Annotated in this window: 16 protein-coding genes; 5 read left to right on the top strand and 11 right to left on the bottom strand. The window is 42.9% G+C overall.

Translation table 11 applies throughout. The annotated features are described in order from the left end of the window. Window positions 1–4 precede the first annotated feature (4 nt). Genes G4420_RS03040 through G4420_RS03025 form a run of 4 tightly spaced genes read left to right on the top strand, consistent with a single transcriptional unit; the run spans window position 5 to window position 4,946 of the window. Window positions 5–1,567: a cytochrome c3 family protein gene (locus G4420_RS03040; RefSeq protein WP_163322110.1), complete on the top strand. Its 1,563-nt coding sequence runs from the start codon at window positions 5–7 to the stop codon at window positions 1,565–1,567. Continuing rightward, window positions 1,558–2,580: a hypothetical protein gene (locus G4420_RS03035; RefSeq protein ID WP_163322109.1), complete on the top strand. Its 1,023-nt coding sequence runs from the start codon at window positions 1,558–1,560 to the stop codon at window positions 2,578–2,580. Before G4420_RS03040 ends, G4420_RS03035 begins: the two co-directional genes overlap by 10 nt. Then, window positions 2,573–4,189 carry a hypothetical protein gene (locus G4420_RS03030; protein ID WP_163322108.1) on the top strand — a complete coding sequence of 539 codons (1,617 nt, stop codon included), beginning with the start codon at window positions 2,573–2,575 and terminating at the stop codon, window positions 4,187–4,189. The genes G4420_RS03035 and G4420_RS03030 overlap by 8 nt, the downstream gene beginning before the upstream one ends. A 22-nt stretch (window positions 4,190–4,211) precedes the next feature. After that, a complete protein-coding gene (locus G4420_RS03025) occupies window positions 4,212–4,946 on the top strand; it encodes a hypothetical protein (RefSeq protein WP_163322107.1) in 735 nt (244 codons plus the stop codon). Here the strand turns inward: G4420_RS03025 and G4420_RS03020 are convergent. The 6 genes from G4420_RS03020 to G4420_RS02995 form a co-directional block, all read right to left on the bottom strand. Then, window positions 4,889–6,739, bottom strand: coding sequence for a prenyltransferase/squalene oxidase repeat-containing protein (locus G4420_RS03020; RefSeq protein WP_163322106.1), 1,851 nt, complete (start codon window positions 6,737–6,739; stop codon window positions 4,889–4,891). The genes G4420_RS03025 and G4420_RS03020 overlap by 58 nt on opposite strands. Window positions 6,740–6,843: 104 nt before the next feature. Continuing rightward, window positions 6,844–7,707, bottom strand: a complete 864-nt coding sequence (locus G4420_RS03015; protein WP_163322105.1) for a prenyltransferase/squalene oxidase repeat-containing protein — start codon at window positions 7,705–7,707, stop codon at window positions 6,844–6,846. Beyond that, the gene (locus G4420_RS03010) at window positions 7,700–9,283 is read right to left on the bottom strand and encodes a polyprenyl synthetase family protein (protein WP_163322104.1); all 1,584 of its coding nucleotides are present in this window, start codon (window positions 9,281–9,283) and stop codon (window positions 7,700–7,702) included. Before G4420_RS03010 ends, G4420_RS03015 begins: the two co-directional genes overlap by 8 nt. Window position 9,284: 1 nt before the next feature. Then, window positions 9,285–10,457 (bottom strand): radical SAM protein, encoded by a 1,173-nt coding sequence (locus G4420_RS03005; protein ID WP_163322103.1) that lies wholly within the window; start codon window positions 10,455–10,457, stop codon window positions 9,285–9,287. Further along, window positions 10,450–11,232 carry an ATP-binding protein gene (locus G4420_RS03000; RefSeq protein WP_163322102.1) on the bottom strand — a complete coding sequence of 261 codons (783 nt, stop codon included), beginning with the start codon at window positions 11,230–11,232 and terminating at the stop codon, window positions 10,450–10,452. Before G4420_RS03000 ends, G4420_RS03005 begins: the two co-directional genes overlap by 8 nt. 166 nt (window positions 11,233–11,398) lie before the next feature. Then, window positions 11,399–12,946: an arylsulfatase gene (locus G4420_RS02995; protein WP_163322101.1), complete on the bottom strand. Its 1,548-nt coding sequence runs from the start codon at window positions 12,944–12,946 to the stop codon at window positions 11,399–11,401. Window positions 12,947–13,096: 150 nt separating this feature from the next. On the opposite strand from G4420_RS02995, the gene G4420_RS02990 reads away from it, so the two are divergent. Then, window positions 13,097–14,851, top strand: a complete 1,755-nt coding sequence (locus tag G4420_RS02990) for an alpha-L-fucosidase (protein WP_163322100.1) — start codon at window positions 13,097–13,099, stop codon at window positions 14,849–14,851. An 85-nt stretch (window positions 14,852–14,936) separates the two neighbouring features. Here G4420_RS02990 and G4420_RS02985 read toward each other — a convergent pair whose 3' ends face one another. The 5 genes from G4420_RS02985 to G4420_RS02965 all read right to left on the bottom strand — a co-directional run bounded on the left by G4420_RS02985 (window position 14,937) and on the right by G4420_RS02965 (window position 21,736). After that, window positions 14,937–16,307 (bottom strand): dipeptidase, encoded by a 1,371-nt coding sequence (locus tag G4420_RS02985; protein WP_163322099.1) that lies wholly within the window; start codon window positions 16,305–16,307, stop codon window positions 14,937–14,939. Between the two features lie 140 nt (window positions 16,308–16,447). After that, window positions 16,448–18,199, bottom strand: a complete 1,752-nt coding sequence (locus tag G4420_RS02980; protein WP_163322098.1) for a tetratricopeptide repeat protein — start codon at window positions 18,197–18,199, stop codon at window positions 16,448–16,450. Between the two features lie 94 nt (window positions 18,200–18,293). Continuing rightward, window positions 18,294–18,923, bottom strand: coding sequence for a deoxynucleoside kinase (locus tag G4420_RS02975; protein WP_163322097.1), 630 nt, complete (start codon window positions 18,921–18,923; stop codon window positions 18,294–18,296). Between the two features lie 92 nt (window positions 18,924–19,015). Further along, window positions 19,016–21,145: a prolyl oligopeptidase family serine peptidase gene (locus G4420_RS02970; RefSeq protein WP_163322096.1), complete on the bottom strand. Its 2,130-nt coding sequence runs from the start codon at window positions 21,143–21,145 to the stop codon at window positions 19,016–19,018. Window positions 21,146–21,253: 108 nt separating this feature from the next. After that, window positions 21,254–21,736: a SoxR reducing system RseC family protein gene (locus G4420_RS02965; protein WP_163322095.1), complete on the bottom strand. Its 483-nt coding sequence runs from the start codon at window positions 21,734–21,736 to the stop codon at window positions 21,254–21,256. Window positions 21,737–22,165 lie beyond the last annotated feature (429 nt).

Below are 22,165 nucleotides of genomic sequence, written 5' to 3'. Positions count from 1 at the left end.
TCTTTTGGCAGTATTTTTTATTGCGGTAAAATCTTTTGCCCAGTTATCGCCGGGAGAATTGTCTGATGCACATGCCCATTTGGAAGGTTTAACAAACTGTACAAAGTGCCATGTTTTGGGAGAGAAGGAAACCTCGGCAAAATGTTTGGCTTGTCATACCGAAATAAAGATGCTGATAGACCAGAAGAAAGGTTATCATGCATCGGCGGAAGTTACAGGGCAACGATGTGCAGCATGTCACGGCGAACATTATGGTCGAAATTTTAAGATGATTCGGATGAATCAAGATAATTTCAATCACGACCTAACGGGTTTTAAACTGGAAGCAAAACATGCTGAAATAACCTGTATCGATTGTCATAAAGCTTCATTAATTAAAAACAATATTTTGCAGAAAAAATCGGCCGGTACCTTCCTCGGAATGGGCACGGAATGTATCGATTGCCATACCGATGTTCACCAGAATACTTTGTCGCAGAATTGTACGGATTGTCACAACCAGGAGGCTTTTGTTCCGGCTACCGGTTTTGATCACGCAGCAACTAAATTCCCATTGGTTGGGAAACACAGGGAAGTTGATTGTTCTCGATGTCACGAAAAAAAGACAATGAATGGCAAGGCCTTTCAACAGTTTGCAGGTGTTCAGTTTGCAAACTGTACCAGCTGCCATAAGGATGTGCACAACAATAAATTTGGTAACGACTGTCGTAAATGTCACGATGAATTTTCTTTCACGCAGGTGAAGAACATTGGCGCTTTTAACCACAACAATACCGACTATCCATTGCGGGGCAAACATGTTGCGGTAGATTGTAAAGAATGTCACGCCTCGGGTAATTACACTAAAGCAGTACCGCATACTAATTGTACCGATTGCCACAGCGATTTTCATAAAGGTCAGTTGGCAAAAAAAAGGGTTTCACCCGATTGTAATTCCTGTCACTCTGTTAATGGATTTTCGCCTTCTTCTTTTGGCCTTGAGCGGCATAAGAACACTGAATTTGCCTTGGTCGGTGCCCACGGGGCAACTCCGTGTTTCGAATGCCATAAAAAAGGTGAAGAATGGAATTTTAAGTTCGAAGAAATCAATTGCATTGCTTGTCACAAAAATATTCATGATGATAAAATCAGCAGTAAATTTATGCCTGATTCCGATTGTCGTGTGTGTCATAACGAAACGATCTGGAGCCAGATCGACTTTGATCATAGCAAAACGAAATTTAATCTCGAAGGTAAACATACAGCGGCATCATGTCGCGATTGCCACTTTAACGAAACTGCCGGAGTTGCCAGGCAAAAGTTTGCAGGACTCGCGGCTGACTGTGCGAACTGCCATGACGATATTCATTTTGGGCAGTTTGAGGAATCTGGGAAAAATGATTGCGAGGGGTGCCACACGTTTAACAACTGGTTGCCCGAAAAATTCAATCATGATAATGCACGGTTTAAAATCGATGGAAAACATGAGGGGCTGGAGTGTATTGCCTGCCATAAACCCACCGATAATTTAATCCGGAATTACATCGTTTATAAATTTGAAGATATAACATGCGCAAGTTGTCATTAATAATTGTAGTGTTGTTTTTGGTCTTTCAACTGAGGGCACAGGAAAATCCCCATGGTAAGGACCTGTCAATTGATTGCCTCGACTGCCACACAACCGAAGGCTGGATTTTCGCGAAAGTAACAGCAGGTTTCTCGCATGATTCAACCGATTTTACGCTTGACGGGCAGCATGCTTTTACCGATTGCAGAGCGTGCCACACAACCCTGGTTTTTAACGATGCAAAAACGAATTGTATTGATTGTCACAACGACATGCACAACAACACGGTTGGCCTCGATTGCAGGCGCTGTCACGATTCGCGCTCCTGGCTGGTAAGTAACATTACCGAAATTCATCAAACCAGTCGTTTCGCGCTGCTGGGAGCTCACAACACCGCCGATTGTTCGGACTGTCATACAAGCGCTTCATTGTTGGAGTTTCAGCCTCTGGGAGTAGAATGTATCGATTGTCACAGCCAGGATTATTATGCAACTACAGAGCCCAATCATATTGAGTCCGGATTCTCGACCGACTGTTTCGAATGCCATCGGATTGACGCATTCTTGTGGTCGGCACAAGGTATTAATCACGATTTTTTCCCACTAACAAAAGGACATGCCATAAGCAGCTGTACCGAATGTCATACCTCAGGAGTTTTTGAGCCTGTTTCAACCGATTGTTTTAGTTGCCATGAAACTGATTTTACTTCGGCAACAAATCCATCGCACCAAAACAGCGGTTTCTCAACGCAGTGTACCGACTGTCATACAACCGATCCGGGATGGAGTCCTGCACAGTTTACTGTTCATGATGACTACTATTTCCCCATTTATTCGGGCAGGCACCGCGGCGAATGGAACAATTGTTTTGATTGCCACACGCAGCAGAATAGCTACTCACTGTTTAGCTGTACCGATTGTCACGAACACAATCAAACCGAAACGGACAGTCGCCATAGAGATGTAAATGATTACGTATATACGCCAACAAGTTGTTTCGATTGTCACCCAAGAGGTAATGCAGAAGATGATTAAGATACGAAAACCAAATATCAGCTTATTCGGATTGTTTCTTTTGTTTTGGGGAACAATGGCCGTGAATGCGCAAGAATCCGGGGAACTTCTCAATGGGAAAGTATCGTACATTACCGGAGAAAATATTTATGTGCGATTTGCCTCCACCGATCAGATTGAAAATGGTGATACCTTGTTTATTCGGGATAAAAACGGCCTGACGCCGGCCTTACTTGTCGATAATAAATCTTCTATTTCATGTTTATGCTCTGTTTTGGGAGAACATACGTTTAAGGTCGACGATATTGTTTTTGGCAGAACAAATAAGCCGGTTCGTGAAGTTGTGCAACCGCAACAGGATTTGCCTGATAAGGATGTGAATGAACAGGTATTAATTTCGCAGGAACCGACAAAAGAACCGACGAGAACACAGGATATAAACGGCAGATTGTCCCTGTCTTCTTACTCCAATATTTCTGATGAAGCGGATAATATTCACCGCTTTCGGTATACTTTATCGGCAAAAGCTTCGCATCTGTCAGGATCAAATATATCTGCTGAAACGTATGTGTCTTTTACGCATAAACTAAATCAGTGGGAGGTGGTGCAGGAGAATCTGAACAATGCCTTGAAAGTATACAGTTTGGCGCTGAAATACGATATTAATGAATCGGCATCTGTTTGGGCCGGGCGAAAAATAAATCCACGCATTGCAAATGTTGGAGCCATTGACGGAGTACAGTTCGAATATAAATTTAAAAATATGTTTGCCGGAATTGTTGGCGGTTCGCGTCCCGATCACCAGGATTACGGCTACAATTTTGATCTGTTTGAATACGGCGCTTACGTTGGGCAGAGCCAAAAAACGGCCAATGGTTTTGTGCAGTCGTCGCTGGCTTTTTTCGAACAGCGAAATTCGGGGAATGTCGACCGCCGGTTTGTTTACATGCAGCACACCAATTCGGCCATTAAAAATCTAACCTTGTTTTCTTCGATGGAACTCGATTTGTATAAGGTGGAAAATGAAAAGCCCACAAACACCGTGAGTTTAACCGGCCTGTATTTTTCAGCACGTTATCGTTTTTCAAAGCGACTTGCGGTTTTTGGTTCGTACGACAATCGGAAGAATGTGATTTACTACGAAACCTTCCGGAATTATGCCGACGAAATTTTGCAACAGGCAAGCCGGCAAGGAGTAGGCGCCAGAATTAACTACCAACCTGTAAAAGGCTTTATTGTTGGTGCCAGTGCCGGAACACGATTCCGTGACGAAGATCCGCGACCAACAAAAACATTAAATGGTTTTGCAACCTGGACAAAAGTTCCGGCCCTGAATGCATCGTTGAGTATTACCGCCAATTTGATGCAAACCAGCTATCTCGACGGGCAGGTTTATGGTGCACGTTTATCAAAAGATCTTGTTTCAGGAAAATTATATACAATGCTACATTATCGTTGGGTAGATTTTCAATATGTAAATACTTTAACTAATTTGCAGCAGCACATTGGCGAGCTTGATTTGTCGTGGCAATTCAGTAAAAAACTGTATTTGTCGGCCAATTACGAGGCAACATTTCAGGATCAACAGTTGTTTAACAGGTTGTACCTTAACTTGAGAATTAAATTTTAAAACAATAAAAAGAATGATGAGGATGAAGATGACTAAGATTTTGATAATACTGGCCGTTGCCGGTATGTTTTTATCGTGTGTACGAAATAAAAATGGCGCTTCGGCTCCGGCTCAGAGTGAGAGTGCATTCAATATGATTAAGGTTTCAGAAGTGATTCAGGGAGGAAGTTACACCTACATTAGTGCAACTGAAAATGGTATTGCAAAGTGGATCGCAGTAGCGAAACAAGAGGTGAATCCGGGCGAAGTTTTATATTACTACGATGCCCTGCCAATGGAAAATTTCCACAGTAAAGAGATCGATAGAACCTTTGATGTAATTTACTTCGTGAATAAAATAACCAAAACACCCGGAACTGAGCAGCCTGCCATGGGTAGTGCTATGCCTCAGTCGCATCAGGGAAAAGTGGCTGTTAGCGATGCCGAAGTTGAAATCGAGAAAGAAGAAGGAGACTTGAGTATTGCCGATGTTTTTGCCAATAAAGACGATTACAGCAGCAAAGAATTTGAAATTAAAGGGGCTGTGGTAAAAGTGAACGAACAGGTGATGGGTAAAAACTGGGTGCACATTCAGGATGGTACCGGTGCCGGTGGTAATTTCGATCTGACAATTACAACACAAGCCGATGTTAAAGTTGGCGACGTGGTTACTTTTAAAGGCAAACTAACGCTGGAAAAAGATTTTGGCGCAGGCTATTTCTACGATGTAATTATGGAAGACGGAACCCTTGTACAAAAGGAGGGAACCCAGATTTGATTTTTATCGATATATCCTTTAACAGCTTCAAGATAAGCTGTTAAAGGATATAATTTTTCATCGTACCATAACGATGCAAAATACAATCCGATTGGGGCTTTTTTAAGCCCCTTTTTTTTGTAATAATCGTCGAGCCACGCTAAGCCTCTTTCAATCTCAGTTTCCGATTTTGTCTCCTTCAAAGCTGCAACAGCAAGCGCTGTTTCTTCAATCGAACCTTTAATCCCAAAATCGCCTCCCCAGCTGCCATTTTCATTCTGAACTTTCTGCAGGAAGTTAGTTCCTCCAGCAATCATTTTCTGAATTCTTTCAGTTAAAACCGGCTCATCTTTCAATAACAATTTTGCTTTCTGAAAATAGGTGAGTACCCGCGCAGTTCCGTACACCGGGTTTTTATGATTTTGGGTGTGCTGGTTACCAAACCAAAGTGGTAACCACGAACCGTTTTCTTTTTGGTGTTTGTCCAGATAATCGACAGCCTTTTTTATTGCTGTAGAATACAGTTTTTTCTGTTTTGAATTCAGCTCTGATTTATATACATCTACAAGTTTTGCAAGCGCTAAAAGACAATGCCCGGTTAAATCGGCACAACTCTGGTCGAAAGGTAATTTTCCCCAGCCCCGTGAAAATGTGGGGAAGCCACCATCGTTATTTTGAAGTTTTAGCAGCCATTCGCCGCCCATTAATATTTCTTCTCTGATTGTATGTTGAGGCGCTAAGTCTAAAAGTGCCAGAATCGCTCCGGGTGTATCGTCGCAGTCGGGTACCGATCCCGTGTAATTTGTCCAGCCCCAGCCACCCGGCGAAGTGCCGTTAAACGGATGTACTGTTTTATTTTGCACTGAAAGCAAGTGATTAACAATACGCTTTTGTTGAGTTACTGACAGTACCTCGTTTTTTCGTTCACCCAGTGCTTTTACACTTAAGGTGGTCACCCACGTCGAGAGGTCGATGTCAATTGGCCAGCTGCCATCTTCGCGTTGCGTACGTTTTAAAAAAGCAATTCCTTTGTCTACAACAATCGAATCTCTTAATCCTGCATTTATTAGGCTTAAGGCAACAAATGCGGTGAGTGGAATAGCTTCCAGGAAGCCGCCGCTTTCGGGTAGCGATCGTTCCAGAATTTTAAGGGCTTTCGTCTCCGCTTTTGCCCGGATGGCACGAGTTAATCCATTCGATTTTTTCTTACGGGAAACCACAATCCCAACGGCAATCAGTGCCGGGATTGCATAACTCACTACGCTCAGATTCAGCAAACGATAAAACCGGCGTGGCAGCAAAGCCAGCTCGAAAGGCAACTGCGGAATGTGTTTAAAACCATCGTCTCCGGGAATACCACAAAGTGCGCACAAGGTTAAAATCGGCACCGAGAACGTATAATCTTTTTGGTAATGATCAAGAATTACTTTTGCGACCTGGTCTGAACGGACATCAACATTCTGCGTTTTAAGGTAGTCAGCCAGTTTTTGCTGTGTTGTCTTTACCTCCGAATTCTTTTCAGCATATAAATTCAACGCCGCATAAGAAAGTAAAGAAGTTGAAATATTTGCCGGACTTTCAGGCGTGTCGCCATAACCACCGTCTGTATTCTGATTTGAAGAAAGCCATTTCAGGCCTTTTGTAATTTCCTGTTGATGAAGACTGGCATCGTGGAAATGGAGCGCTGCAACAGCTACTGCTACCCCAAGCGCACTCGATGATAGTTCTCCAGACCAAAAGCCATCATCGTTAAGTTCACCGAGCAAAATGTCGCTCAGTTCCTTAAACCTTATTTCCAACTCTTCTTTTTTCAATTTCTTCCTTTTTAAACCACATTAGGCACATTGGTAACATTAGAATTTTGCCTATTGTATTTTGTCAATTCCTTCTAAAATCAAAAATCGTTAATCTAAATTCTTCATTCAACTTTAATCCTTCTTCCTTCCCATTCATCCTTTAAAAGGCTTCCCAGTGCCAGCAGCCCGTAAAACGTATATTCCAAATCGCGGGTTTCATCACCATCGCCGGAAAGAAAGGCTCCTGAAAGATAATTCATTTGAATAAAATCAAGACAATCGGGAGTGATCAGGCGCAGGTCGTAATTGGTTTCGGCCAGAGAAAAAAGTGCTACTCCGGTTGATAGCGTGTCGCTAAATGGTGTGGTTTCAAAAGCCCTGAATCCAGCTTCTTCCTGGTGAAATTCCAATAAAAGTTGTTGGAATTTTTTGTAGCCTAACCCTAAAACATAACGGGCGAAACAAAGTGCCGCCACCAAACTGCATGGCGAGTTTTCTTTCACTTTATAAAAGGGCAGCCAAATATGTGCCATCAGGTTAAAAAGAAAGCGGCTTTTTGCAGTGGCATCAATGGTTAAGGCCAGCAGAAAAAAGCGGTAAGAAATATCCATAAAGTTGTGCCCCGAAAAAACTTTCCTAAATAAGGAAAATACTGATTCGTTTTTTTGTTGCGGCAACAACTCTGTTTTCATCAGGTTTAGCGCCAGTTCTTCAACGGTACTTGATGTCTCAGGTTGTTTTGATATGTATGTTTTTAATAGCTCAATTTCTTTGTCTTGTCCGGTGCCTAAACTTAGCCAGCAGCCGAAGAGCGAGTAATAAGGATCGGGATTTCCGGCACGATCGCAAAAGCCACCCGAAGTATGTTGCTGACTTTTTATAAAATCAGTTATTTCCTGTTGTATTTCGGGCGATAAAGTTTCAAATCCTAAAGAAAGTCGCCGAACCAGTTTTTTATAGATCGCGATTTTCTTTGGTTTACTCATTGGTCGTTTCTGATTTGAAGATTTTTCCCATCACGCCGTAAAGGCTCAGACGAAGTTTGGAATTATCCAGTTTATCCAGCTCTGCGTAACAGTTATCGATGTATTGTTGCAAGTATTTTTTTGCAGCTGCTTGCAATCCGGTTTCATCAATCAACTTTCTGAATTCACCAACTTGCCCGAATAAATTCGCTGGCGTCTCTTTTCCCTGATCGGCAAAATGTTTATTCAGCAAGGCCAGCAGGAAGGGATAATCGCCGGTTTTTTCGGCAGCGTGTTGTTCCGTATATTCATTCAGGTCGTCGCGAATTTGATAGGCAATTCCCATATAATCGGCAAATTGTTCCAGAATTTCCTGTTCCTGTTTGTTTGCTCCTCCAACAATTGCTCCCAGCAACAAGGCCACTTTTATGGCTTCACCGGTTTTATTTTTAAAAACCTCGATCATCTCATCGGGCAGCAATTGGATTTTGCCGTCATTGAAAAGAATGTCGACGCCTTGTCCGCGTGTTAATTGTATGTGCGAGTGGGCAATAAAACGCAGGCAGTTTCTCATGGTTTCATTCGAAATAGCCAGATCGCTCAACAACTCGTAGCCTTTGCCAATCAGAAAATCACCTGCATTGATGGCCTGCGCAACACCATATTTTTCATGCGCCGTAAGCGTGTTGTAACGCTGGTTGGCATTGTCCTCAATATCGTCGTGAATTAGCGACGCCTTATGAAAACACTCAATAATAAGCGTTAAGGGCTGCAGAAGCTCATCGGTATCAGTAGTTGAGTAGGCCTGGTAACTTAAAGCCGCAAGTAGCGGTCGTATCCGTTGCCCATCTACAAGCAGGTATTCCTGTGCAATTTGTTCAGTTTTATCGCGACCCGGAATGTATTTTTCGATGTTTTCTTTTGTAAAAAAAGCTTCGATCCGGTTCTTTAACAACGATACCGAAATGGGTTGGTGCGCTTCATCCGGCTCATAAGAACGCATTTCATCCAGAATCCATTTTATATCTGCACGGGTCTCTTCACAACCATCGAAAAGCAGCGGGATGCCAATTACCGGAACGGCAGCATTTGATACCGGCTCAAACGACCGTTGTAACACCGGCATACAACTCACGCCGATTACAGCATCTATCGATCCTTCTTCAACCAAACCAACCGCAACCGTGGTTCCTTCGGCCACCAGATTGGCATATCCTTTTGATTCTGCTTCTATCAACAGATCATCGATGGGGCAGGCCTTACATCCTGCACAATTCAGCCCCAGTTCGTCGAACAGGCCCTCGCATTTATTGTTGTCGTTCAGGCATTGCGGCAACAGTAAAAGCCGGCGGTTCATGGGCGTGGCTTTTACCGTTTTTCGCCACGATTCGTTGCCCAGCAATACCATTGCAAAAGGAATAAATTCAGCTGAAATTTCCTGCTCGCGCACCAAATCAGCGGCCAGTTCTTCCAGTTTCTGGATATTTACTGGAGGACGCAGCTCCAACATTCCGAGCATAGCTGCAGCAGCCTTACGCATTTTATTGCGTACGAACGATTCCTCCGGAACTTTTAATATGCCATTTGTCTCCTTCATATTAACCGTAGGCGCCAAAGCCAAAAAATGCCCGTTTTTTTGCAAAGCGATACATCCAGCTCTTTTCGCGAACGGGCTTGGCCGAACCATGACTGGAAACTTTTTCCATTTTGCTCAGTCGTTCGGCTTCGTTCTCTCTGCCCGATGTATCTTTTGCGGCGTGTTGTTTTGTATAATTAACTAACCACTGCGGATCGTCCATAACGATGCAGCCCGTGGTCAATTTTGGTATTTCTGTTTTAAATCCGGCCAGGAAAGTGGATTTGCGGTAAATGCTTTCCAAATCGCCATCTGCCACATTGTTGGTGGCAAACTGAATAACCGGGCAAGGTTCGATATCGCCCGAAGCATTAATATGGTGACTTAGGCCCGATGCCGCGGGGCACAATCCTTTTCCATTTTCATCCCAATAGGCGTCGATAATAGCGATGTTGTATTTTCGGCGCGCATCGACAATAAACTGGCGAAGTTGCTCAATTTGTTCCGCCGACAGACAAAGCTCAACAGATGCATCCTGTCCCGCCGGACGATAAATGTAGTACCACAAATAAAGTACTCCGCGGTCGATCAGCGAGTTGATAAATTCATCGGAAAATGCAAGGTCAATGTTCGATTTACAAACACTCATGGCCACACCGGTTATCAATCCGGCATCGGTTGAATGATCGATGGCGGATTGCGCTTTTTGATAAACGTTTTTTCCTCCCCGGCGCACATCGGCAATTTCTGTGTCGCCTTCAAAACTGATTAGCGGCGAAACATTGGCCAGTTTGCGTAATCGTTCGGCAATATCTTTTGTGAGCAAAGTCCCGTTGGTAAACAGCTGAAAATAGCAGTCGGAATGTTTTTCGAAAACATCAAAAAGCGGTTTGAACATGAGTGGCTCGCCACCCAGTATCCCGAAAAAATATGATCCTTTTGCTTTCGATTGCGTGATTATCGAATCCAGCATTTCGGGCGACATGCGCGCATTTTGTTTTTTATGCGTTACCCAGCAGCCCTGGCAATTCAGGTTACAATCGTCGGTAACCGAAATAAAATGGAATGCCGGAAAAAAATCGCCACTTTTTATTCGTTTCTGAAAACGCTGAATGCCACGGGCACCTTTTAAGCCCATGTTATATGCAAACTTATACAAGCATTTTTTATCTGTTTTCAGGATTTGTTTAAGCATCTCTTTTTGGATTCTTTAAGCTGTTCTTTAATTCTTCCAGGGCTCTCTTTTTCTCTTCTTCTGCTTGTTGAAAAGCGCCTTGTTTGAAAATGTTTCTCCGGGCATTGTTACGCTCGTTCAGCAGAACAAACAAATTTGCTTTTTGATCGTTTCCCTGTGCTTTTTTATCGTCGCCGGGTTCTGCTCCTGATAAAGCAGAATTTTCAGGTAAACGCGGGAATATAATCGCCGATGCCGGGCAGGTTCGTCCGCAAGCCGGACAATTGTTTTTGCACGACAACGGATTGACAACCTTTAGGCTTTTTTTATTGTACGAATAAACTCCAAAAACACAGAACCGGGCACACTGTCCGCAAAGGGTACAACGCTCTTTGTCGATGATAGGGTACCAGGCCGGAACATTTAGCCCGGTCTTTTTTATTTCGTAACAAGTTTCGTCTTGTTTTTCGTCAATCTTTGTTGATACGTCAGCAGTAATTTGTTCGGTGCCTGCTTCCCTGAAATTAAACACCTCGTAATTATTGAGTTGTACTTGGTTCTGCTCAAACATATTTTTAATGGCCCGCGGGTAGCAGGCAGCAATCAGTGTTTTATCGTAATCGTTATCCAATTTGTGCAGAAAGTCCTTTTCATTCAGCGAAAAAGCACACAGGTCGTGCAGCTCATAAATATCAACTCCGAGGGGTTTAAAAGCTTCGGAAAGCTCTTCCTTCTTATCGTCGGAAATGATGCCAGCACCACAATTGCAAAAAATCAGGCAAGTTTTGTTTGTCATTTCATGATCATTGGAAGGCTAATTAAGTAAATTTCTATTCAAGATAAAAATGTATAAGTGATATTAAGCTTTGATTAACATGATTGGCATTTTAACCGGGCTGTTTAATTGGAAACAGGCTCGAAATATTTTTATCTGTGTCATAGAAATATGCTTCAATTTCAATTTACTCAAATATGGGTAACGACGATTTCCAGTAGTTGAAAAGGGATTCCATTTTTTTTAGTTGCTCAGGATTCTCGTTTGCCAGGTTCTGGGTTTCTGTAGGATCATTTTCAACATTGTACAATTCGAATGGTTTATTTAAACCATTTTTCACGATTTTATATCCGTTGTTGTATGCAGCCTGTCCATTATTCCATTCCCAGAAAAGTGGTTTTTGACGTTTTTTGTTAGCTCCCTGAAAAACGGGCAGTAAACTTTCTCCCTGCATTGGCGTAATTTTTTGTTTATTGAATTCGGAGGGATATTCAGCCCCTGTAATGTCAACCAGCGTCGCCATCATATCAATAAAGTGTCCCGGGTATTCGCTTATTGTTTTAGGCTTTATTTTTTCGGGCCAATATGCAATAAATGGGGTATTTATTCCTCCCTCGAAACTATAATTTTTGAAATAACGAAATGGGGTGTTACTTACGTTTGCCCAATGCTCACCAAGCGAACTCCAACAGGTAAGTGTTCCTATATCGCCATAATCGTCATCAATTTTAACCAATTCAGCCGAAGCACCATTGTCGGAAACAAACATGATCAAAGTGTTTTTATCTTTACCGGTTTCCTTGAGTTTAGCCAACAATCGACCAATATTCTGGTCCAGCCGATCAATCATAGCTGCATAGACTTCCATTTTCTGAATTTCAGTATTTCTTATCGAATCACTTAACTCGCTCCAGTTTTGGTAGGTTGCAGCTGATAGTTTATATTTCTCGTTAATTAGTCCTGAACTCAACTGTTTTTGATAGCGTTGCTTTCTAATGGTTTCATAACCGGCATCATATTTTTCTTTATATTTGGAAATGTCTTCGGGCCAGGCCATTAACGGGTCGTGAGGAGCGGTGTAAGCCAGGTATAGAAAGAATGGTTTTTCTTCATTTTTGTATTCTTCCAGCCAGTTAATGGCATGGTGTGTAAAATAATCTGTAGTATAGAAATCCTTTTCTGCAGGTGTATAAGGACTGTACATTACACTGTCGATACACCAGGCACGTTTATTTTTCTGACCAGGTCTCCCTTTTCGGGCCGGAACACCTTCTCCGGGCCTTTGGTTGCCTGGGTTGAAATGATTACATGCCCCATCTTTTAATCCGTAATAGCGATCGAATCCGCGATTATAAGGATTTTCTAATCCATGATGTTTCCCCGACCAGAGTGTGCGGTATCCGGCGGTTTTTAGCACTTCGCCCAATGTGACTGCATTGGTAATCGGATTAGTAAACGTTTTATGATAGTTATTTTGTTGAGCGTACACTCCGGTAAGTAAACAGGCTCTGGACGGAAAACATTTAGAGGTATTGTGGAAATTGGTAAAGCGCATTCCTCCTTCGCCCAGCTGATCGAGGTTTGGTGTTTTTATTTCGCTACCGTAGCAGCCGATGTCACTCCATCCTAAATCGTCTGCACTAATGAGTATAATATTTGGCTTTTCATTTTTCGGAGAGCAGGCTTGAAAAAGAAAGATACAGAGTACGATAAAAACAAAAGGTGCATGTTTCATAAGTATGGTATAATTTTAAGATTAAAGATAACTTTTTACAAGGTATCGTTAACTATAACGTAAAAATATCAGGGCTTTTGTTTTTTGTTTATGTTGTAATTATCCAGATCTTTATATGACTAATTATGAACTAATTCTAAACGATTCGCCATGTGTAAAATCTTATCAATAGTAATAATTGTGCTGGTGTGTCTTTCTTGTACGAAAAAAACAGGGCAAGAATCTGAAAAATCAACCACAGTAGAAAATCAAAACGACAAAATGGAGTGGTGGCGCGAGGCCCGCTTCGGAATGTTTATTCACTGGGGATTGTACGCCGAGCCTGCTGGGGAATGGAAAGGCGAACGTATTCCGGGGATCAGCGAGTGGATTATGGCGAATGCTAAAATTCCAGTGAAAGAATACGAGAAACTGGCGGAAACGTTTAATCCGGAAAAATACGATGCCGAAGAATGGGTAAAACTGGCAAAATATGCCGGAATGAAATACATCGTGATCACTTCGAAACACCACGATGGTTTTGCGATGTTTCATTCAAAAGCCAGCAAATACAATATTGTTGATGCTACGCCTTTTGACCGCGACCCCTTAAAAGAACTGGCTGAAGTTTGTGAAAGAGAAGGTATTCGATTGGGTTTTTACTACTCGCAGGCACAAGACTGGCACGAGCCGGGCGGAACTTACTGGAACATTGAAGAAGGTAAACCACACTGGGACCCGGATTTAGAACGCGAACCACTGATGAATTACATAAACGGAAAGGCGGTGCCGCAGGTAAAAGAAATTTTGGAAAACTACGGAGGGCTGGATATTTTGTGGTGGGATACGCCACGTGGAATGACCGAAGAAGCAGCCAATGCTTTAAAAGCAGTTACCGATGATTACCCTAACCTGATAACGAATAACCGCCTGTATCGTCCGTGGCCGGGCGATTTTCAAACACCCGAGCAGCATGTGCCGCCAACCGGGCTGGATTACGACTGGGAGGTGTGCATGACCATGAACACCAGCTGGGGTTACAAATGGTACGACGAAAACTGGAAATCGACCGAAGAGTTGATAAAAATGCTGGTTGATATTGCCAGTAAAGGTGGTAACCTGTTGCTGAACGTGGGGCCAACTGCAACAGGTGAATTCCCAAAAGCCAGTGTTGAGCGGCTAAAAGAAATAGGGCATTGGATGCAGCAAAACGGCAAGTCGATATACGGCACCAGTGCCAGTCCGTTTTATAAATTGCCCTGGGGCCGCTGTACCACAAAAAAGGAGGGCGGTGTAACCAATCTGTACCTGCATGTTTTCGACTGGCCAAAAGATGGTTTGCTGAGTGTTCCTGGGCTTGACGCGAATGTGCGCGATGTTTACCTGTTGTCGAACCCGAAACAACATTTTGCATGGAAATTTGAGGAGGGCGATTTACATGTGCATGCTCCATCGGTAATATTTGATGAGATAAATACGGTAGTTGTTGTGAAAATACGTGGCGAAATAACGGTAACAAGTAACAAGCCACATTTAAAAGAAGGTAGTGTGTTGTTACCTGCCGACTTTGCCGATATTTATAATCCCGGATATGGCGAACATGCGGTATTAAAGGGTAGTGGTTCAAACTCAATAATTGCCAACTGGGTGGATGCCCGCACACGTTTAGAGTGGATATTTGAGGCTGAACCGGGTACATACCGGGTGGAAGCCTTGGTGTGGAGCGCCGATGAAGGAGGAGTGACGGTTAGTTTGGGTGATCAGAAAATAGAAACTGAAATCCCCGATACAGGTGAAGACTATGAACTGCTAAAGCTGGGCGAAATAGAAATAACGGAAAGCGGTGAGCAATCAATTTCACTGCTGCCTGCCGCAGAAAATAACAGCGATAAGCAGTTGATGTATTTGGAGTTGATAAAACTATAGTTATTACTCGATTATAACGTTATATAAAAAGGATCCGATCTTTTAAAAGACCGGATCCTTTTTATATAACGTTATAAATAATGTTTTACTTACTCATCTCTGCAAAATACTTATAAAACAGCGGAATGGTTTTTATGCCTTTGTAAAACTGTTCCAGCGGGTAGTTTTCGTTGGGTGAGTGGATGGCATCCGACTCAAGGCCAAAACCCATCAAAACTGTTTTGATTCCAAGCACTTTCTCGAAAGTTGAGATAATCGGGATACTTCCACCTGAACGAACCGGCACCGGGCGATTGCCAAAAGTATCGGTGTAGGCTTTTTCGGCAGCCTGGTAGGCCGGAATATCAATCGGGCAAACATAAGCGGGGCCACCGTGTAGGTAGGTAACCTCAACCTTTACTGATTTTGGCGCAATACTTTCAAAGTGGTCTTTAAAAAGTACGGCTATTTTTTCGTGATCCTGGTCGGGCACCAAGCGCGACGAGATTTTAGCAAAAGCTTTTGATGGCAATACGGTTTTTGCACCTTCACCGGTGTAACCACCCCAAATGCCACATACGTCAAACGACGGGCGAATTCCGGTGTGCTCGCTTGTTGTAAAGCCTTTTTCTCCTTTCAGCTCATCAACACCAAGTGCTTTTTTATACTTTTCCTCGTTAAACGGAGCTTTGCCCAGCAAGGCACGTTCTTCAACAGAAACTTCCTGTACGGTATCATAAAAACCGGGGATGGTAACCTTGCCATCTGCGTCAACCATCTGGTTGATCATCGAACAAAGTACATTAATTGGGTTGGCAACAGCCCCACCAAAAATACCCGAGTGCAGGTCGCGGTTCGGGCCGGTAACTTCTACCTGCCAGTACGACAGTCCGCGCAATCCGGTGGTGATGGAAGGAATATCGGCTCCCAGCATCGAAGTGTCGGAAACCAGGATAATATCGGCTTTTAGCATTTCTTTGTTTTCCTCGCACCATTGCCCCAGGTTAGGCGATCCTATTTCCTCTTCGCCTTCAATCATAAACTTTACGTTGCAGGGAAGGGTATTGGTTTTTACCATCAGCTCGAAAGCTTTGGCGTGCATCATGCCCTGGCCCTTGTCATCGTCGGCACCGCGGGCATATATTTTCCCGTCGCGCACCTGTGGCTCAAACGGTGGTGTGTCCCACAAATCGATGGGATCAACCGGCATCACATCCATATGGCCGTAAACCAATACGGTTGGCAGTGCCGGATCGATAATCTTTTCGCCATACGTAACCGGGTTACCGGCGGTTTCAAAAACTTCGGCTTTATCGGCACCGGCTTCCAAAAGTGTTTTCTTCCAGTACCCGGCGGCTTTATACATATCCGGTTTGTGGGCAGCAATCGAACTGATCGACGGAATGCGGATCAATCCAAATAATTCCTCCAAAAAACGGTCTTTGTTTTCCTCTACATACTTGTTTATGTACTCCATAACATTTACTTGAATTTCCCTTAATAATTGAGCCTGAAAATAGTGTTTTACGCAGGATTAAAAAAGAGGTTTTGTCATGACCTGTACAAAAAAAGGGCGATCAAACGACCGCCCTTCCCAGTAAGTTTATCACAACTTAATTAGTCAACGATAGCTTTAAATTTAGCATTGTCGAAATATTTTGCGAATTCCATATCTGTTTTAGCTACTTCTTTTAAACCGGCATTCATGTCAACAGCAGCTTTCAGGCTGTCGAACAATAACGATTCTTTAGCAGTGCGGGCACCAATTACAGCTTTGAAATATTCAGTCATATAACAACCTTCAATTGTACAAGCGTCAAGATCTTTAACCGCACCGTTGTTGTTACCAGCCAGTAATTTTGCCAATCCCGAGTTTACATCAGCAAAACGGTTGAAATACTGAACAGCTTTGTCGTACTCTGCTTTTTTAACGTTAACAATTCCCATGTTGTAGTTAACAGCGTCGCCTGCACCTGCAGCAGCACCAAATAAAGCTTCAGCAGCGTCAACATCGCCTTCGGTTAAAGTAACCGCACCAACGTTGTTTTTAACGATAGGCTCGTTGTTGGCCAGTTTCTCTGCTTTATCAAACAATGGTTTTGCATCGGCATATTTGTATTGCTGAACCATTACATAACCTGCGTTGTTTGGTCCTCTCCAGTCGTTAGGATAAACTTCCATAAACGAATTGTAAACCGAAAGTTGTTCGTTAAGGTCTTCGAACAAAGTCGCGGTGTACAGCAACTCAGCCGGATTTAATGAAGAAGGATCAGCTGTGGCAGCTGCTTTTAATTCTTCGTCGGTTTTACCAATCATATCAACGCTGGTAGTCATTTTGGCACGACGCAACTGAGGCAGAATCTCGTCAGCAACTTCATCGAAAGTTTCACTTAAATTACGGATTTCTCGCTCGCGAACTTCCGGATCGTTGTACATCGAAAGTACACGCAGGATCAGTTCTTTGTCTTTAATGTTCGATTGCTCCAACAACGTTTTAAAACCGTCCCAGTCTTCAGGAGTGTATTTTGTTTTCAACTTAACATCAATACCGGCTTCTTTTAATTTTTTAGCCAAAAATGCCGAAGATGTTTCTTTACGTTTTGCAGCAAGATCAAGGTTCAGATCGATTGTACCGTCAGGTGATGCATAAGCTGAAACCTCAACATCTTTCAAATCGATTCTTTCGTCTTCGTTCGCTTTTTTAGTGTAGTCTTCCAGTGCTGTTACTTCACTTTTTGAAGTTTCGTCTCTGCGAATGTTTGAGCGATTGATCAGGTATTTGATGTCTGCAGTCATTTCGTCAGGAACGATACGCTGGAAAGCATCGATGTTCGGGTCGTATTTTCCGCTGTTGTTGGCTTCGCGCTCAACACCTAAAATCGCTTTAGGGATCATAATCACTTTTTCGCTGGTAGCAATAATACCATCGGCAACTTTTATTGGCTCGAAATCAACCGATTTTGCACCTTGCGTAGCTTTGATGTTTACGTAAAGCTCTGATTTTGCCATGGCTTTATCGTAGGCAACAGCATCTTTGTAATTTACACTACCACCGTTGTAGCTAATTACTTTGTTGTTGGCTTCAACGCTTTCGCCCTGTACCGAAACAGGATCATACGCAGTTTCTCCACCATCGTATTTTAGCACTGGTGTAGCAGTTAATGTAACTTTTTTGTTGAAGTATTTGGCGGGGAAACGTGTGTCGATTGCAACGGCAACTTCACTGGCATGTGCCTCAAGTACCTCAGGAGTAACTTTGAAGTTGATTTGATCGGCATTTTTCTTCATTTTGTTTAGTCCGGAACATCCGGCGAACAATACCGCAATACCAATGAAAAGGGGGATAGGTTTAAAGTTGATTCTTCTCATAACAGACATTATTTATACTATAATTAAAATTCACATTCGAGCAGACAAAAGTAAAAAGCTTTTCAATATTTAAAAGCTGTAGCCCATGTTTTTATCACAATATCAGACGGTTTATTCCTAATTTATATTCACTGTTAAAAATAGCCGATTTCAACTGCTGATAATGGTCGGGATTTTGTACAAAATCAATGCCGTTAATGTCGATAATAAGGATAGGGAAGGTGGAAATTTGTTTAAAAAAGTTAAAGTATCCATCGCCGATTTTCTCCAGATAAACAGGATCCATATTTTGTTCATAATCGCGCCCGCGCATTTTTATATTTTTCATCAGCCGGTCGACATCCGAATGGAGGTAAACATACAAATCGGGTTTGGGCATCGATTCGAAAATAATGTTGAAGATTTGCCGGAAAAGGTGGTATTCGTCTTTCTTAAGAGTGGTTTCGGCAAAAATTGCTGTTTTGGCGAAATAGTAGTCGGCCACCATAAACGGGTGAAAAAGATCGAGGTTGAGCACTTCGTTTTTAATTTGTGTATAGCGGTCGGCCAGAAACGAAAGTTCCAGCGGAAATGAATAACGTTCTTTGTCCTGGTAAAACTTGGGTAAAAAGGGATTGTCGGCAAATTGTTCCAACACCAGTTTAGCGTTGTAATCTTTGGCAATCATTCGCGAAAGTGTTGATTTGCCTGCCCCGATATTTCCCTCAATAACCAGAAATTGCATTGTCCTTCAACATAAAAATTCCCGGTAACAAATCGTGCTACCGGGAATTCAAAAGTAGTATTTTTTATCCCAAACTTTGAAGGAATTGTTGCTTAATTTTCGGCCAGTGTTTTGATGCCCATGTTCCACAATGTGAAGCCATAAATATCGGCATACTGCTCAATGGTTTTGCTTACCGGTGTTCCTGCTCCGTGTCCGGCATCAGTTTCAATGCGAATAAGAACCGGGTTGTCGCCAGCCTGTGTAGCCTGTAATTCGGCGGCAAATTTAAAGCTGTGCGCCGGTACAACACGGTCGTCGTGATCGCCGGTGGTTACCAGCGTTGCCGGATATTCAACACCCGCTTTTACATTGTGCACCGGAGAATAGCCTTTCAGGTATTCAAACATTTCTTTGTTGTCTTCGGCTGTGCCGTAATCGTAGGCCCAACCTGCACCTGCGGTAAAGGTGTGGTAACGTAACATATCCAGCACGCCAACTGCCGGAAGTGCCACTTTCATTAAATCGGGGCGTTGTGTCATTACGGCGCCAACCAATAAACCGCCGTTCGATCCACCGCGGATAGCCAGGTAATTACTCGATGTATAATTTTCAGTAATCAGGTATTCGGCAGCGGCAATAAAATCATCGAAAACATTTTGCTTTTGCATTTGTGTTCCGGCATCATGCCATTTTTTACCGTACTCGCCACCGCCTCGCAAATTGGCAACAGCATATACGCCACCTTGCTCGAGCCAAACAGCATTGGTAACCGAAAAACTTGGTGTAAGGCTAACGTTAAAACCACCGTACCCGTAAAGGATCGTTGGGTTTTTACCATTCAGTTCGGTACCCTTTTTAAAGGTGATGATAATCGGGATTTTAGTGCCGTCTTTCGAGGCGTAAAAAACCTGTTTGCTTTCAAAATCGTTCGGATTAAAATCTATAGCCGGTTTGCGGTACAGTTCCGATTCGCCGATCTCAAAATCGTATTGATAAATACTTCCCGGTGTAATGTAGTTGGTGAAAGTGTAATACATTTCAGTAGCCTTTTTCTTGGCACCAAAACCACTCACCGAACCAACTCCCGGCAGTTCCACTTCGCGAATCATATTGCCATCGTAATCGTACTGAAATACTTTTGATACGGCATCGATCATGTATTCGGCAAAGAAATAACCACATCCGGTTGACGGACTAAGTACGTTTTCAGTTTCAGGAATAAAATCCACCCAGTTTTCAGGAGTTGGGTTGCTAAAATCAGTAGTAACCACTCGTTGGTTGGGCGCATTTAAATTCGTAACCAGGTAAAGTTTGGTGCCCACATTATCGATTACGTAAGTGTCGCTTTCGTCGGTTCCGATAATGGTAATTAGCTTACTGTTTGGCTGGGTAAGGTCTTTAATAAACAGTTTATTGCCGGAAGTGGAAACGCTGGCTGTAATTACCAGGTAACGATTATCGTCGGTTACGCCACCGCCAACATAACGGTGTTTTTCTTCGGGTGTTCCGCCAAATACCAGTTCGTCTTCGTTTTGAGTTGTGCCCAGTTTATGATAGTACAATTTATGCTGATCGGTTTTTGCCGATAATTCGCTGCCTTCCGGTTTGTCGTAGCTCGAGTAGAAAAAACCTTCGTCGCCTTTCCACGAAATGCCGCTAAACTTTACGTCAACAAGTGTGTCGCCCATTTGCTCTTTCGTGTCGGTATTTATAATAATTACTTTGCGCCAGTCGCTACCACCTTCCGATATCGAGTAGGCGGCAATTTTACCATTTTCCGAAAAACTCAAAGCATCCAACGATGTTGTTCCGTCTTCAGCAAACGTATTCGGATCGAGAAAAACTTCTGCATTAGATGCATCTTCTCCGGTTTTAAAACGGTAAACCACGTATTGGTTTTGCAGTCCGTCGTTTTTATAAAAATAGGTCCAGTCGCCCTCTTTAAACGGCGCACCCACTTTTTCGTAGTTCCATATCGACGAAAGTCTTTCTTTTAATTCTTCGCGGTACGGAATCTGGTTCAGGTAGCTGTAAGTTACTTTGTTTTCTTCCTTTACCCATTCGGCAGTTTCTTCCGAGTGGTCGTCTTCGAGCCAACGATACGGGTCAGCCACTTCAACACCAAAGTAGGTGTCTTTTACGTCTCCTTTTTTTGTCACAGGATAATCCAATTTTTGTTGTTGTTCATTACAGGCAAACAGAACAATTGCTGCCAGTACAAATAAAACAGTGTTCTTCATTGTGCAGTTATTTTTCGCTAAATAAATATTTCTTGATTACAATTTCCTTGATATCAGTCATGAGTGTGTGGGGAAAGTAACAGCAGATCACCGTTTTCGAAACTAAGCCTACATTAGCCGCTTTTCTTTTCTCAGCTTTTTGTCTTTTAAATGCCCCCAAATGTAGGTTGGTAACAGCCCGATGGAAAAACCAATAAGGAACAGTTCGAGTTTTATATCGGCATTCAGTTGCATTAGCAGGTAGCCCAAAACGGAGCCGCCAATAATTCCAAAAAATGAAATAAGGTAGGTAAAATAGTAGGGCGCGTAAAAACCGTGCTCCTTTTGCATGTGTTTTGAGAGGCGGGTGATCAGCCGGTCGTAATCGCGGCGCTGTTTGCCAACGTTGTTCACCGCCTGGGCAATGGTATCAACTGCTTCTGTAATATCGATTCGGGCTTTTTGGCATTCGGGGCAGTTGCCTGAAAATTCATCAACGCGCGAAATATTACGTTTAAACTCATCGATACGGAAAAAGCGCAGGTCTTTATCGTTGCCGCCATGTAATTGTTCGTCAATTTTATTGTGAAGTTGTTCTGACCAGTTGCCCATGTTTTCCAAATTTTGGACGAAGTTAAGAAAAGGAAGTTAAAGTTCCGCGTGGTTGCAAGTTCTCAGTCTCAGTATTCAGTCACAGTCTATTAGTCCTTCAGTCCTTCAGCCCCTCCATCTTCCAGTTCCATTGATTCCAGTCGCAGTGCTCATCTTCAAGAAGATGAAGGCTATCTGCTGTCAGTGAACGGTTCTCTGCCGTATGCGAAGGATTATCTTTATTCAGATAATGATGATCTGGTAAAAGATGACGACTATCTTCCGTCAGCGAATGGTTCTATCCCATCAGATAATGATTATCTATTTTAAGATGACGACGATCTTATGGAAGATACAGGTGATCTCACAGGAGATGATGGTTATCTTGTTTCAGCGCATTAGCCGCTGGCGGGAGCGAACGATTATCGGGTGTCAGCGATATGTCATCTT

The organism is Draconibacterium mangrovi, from assembly GCF_010586825.1.
GTDB classification, from domain to species: domain Bacteria; phylum Bacteroidota; class Bacteroidia; order Bacteroidales; family Prolixibacteraceae; genus Draconibacterium; species Draconibacterium mangrovi.
The sequence above is the reverse complement of the archived record's forward strand: the minus strand, read 5'-3'. Positions and strand labels throughout refer to the sequence as shown.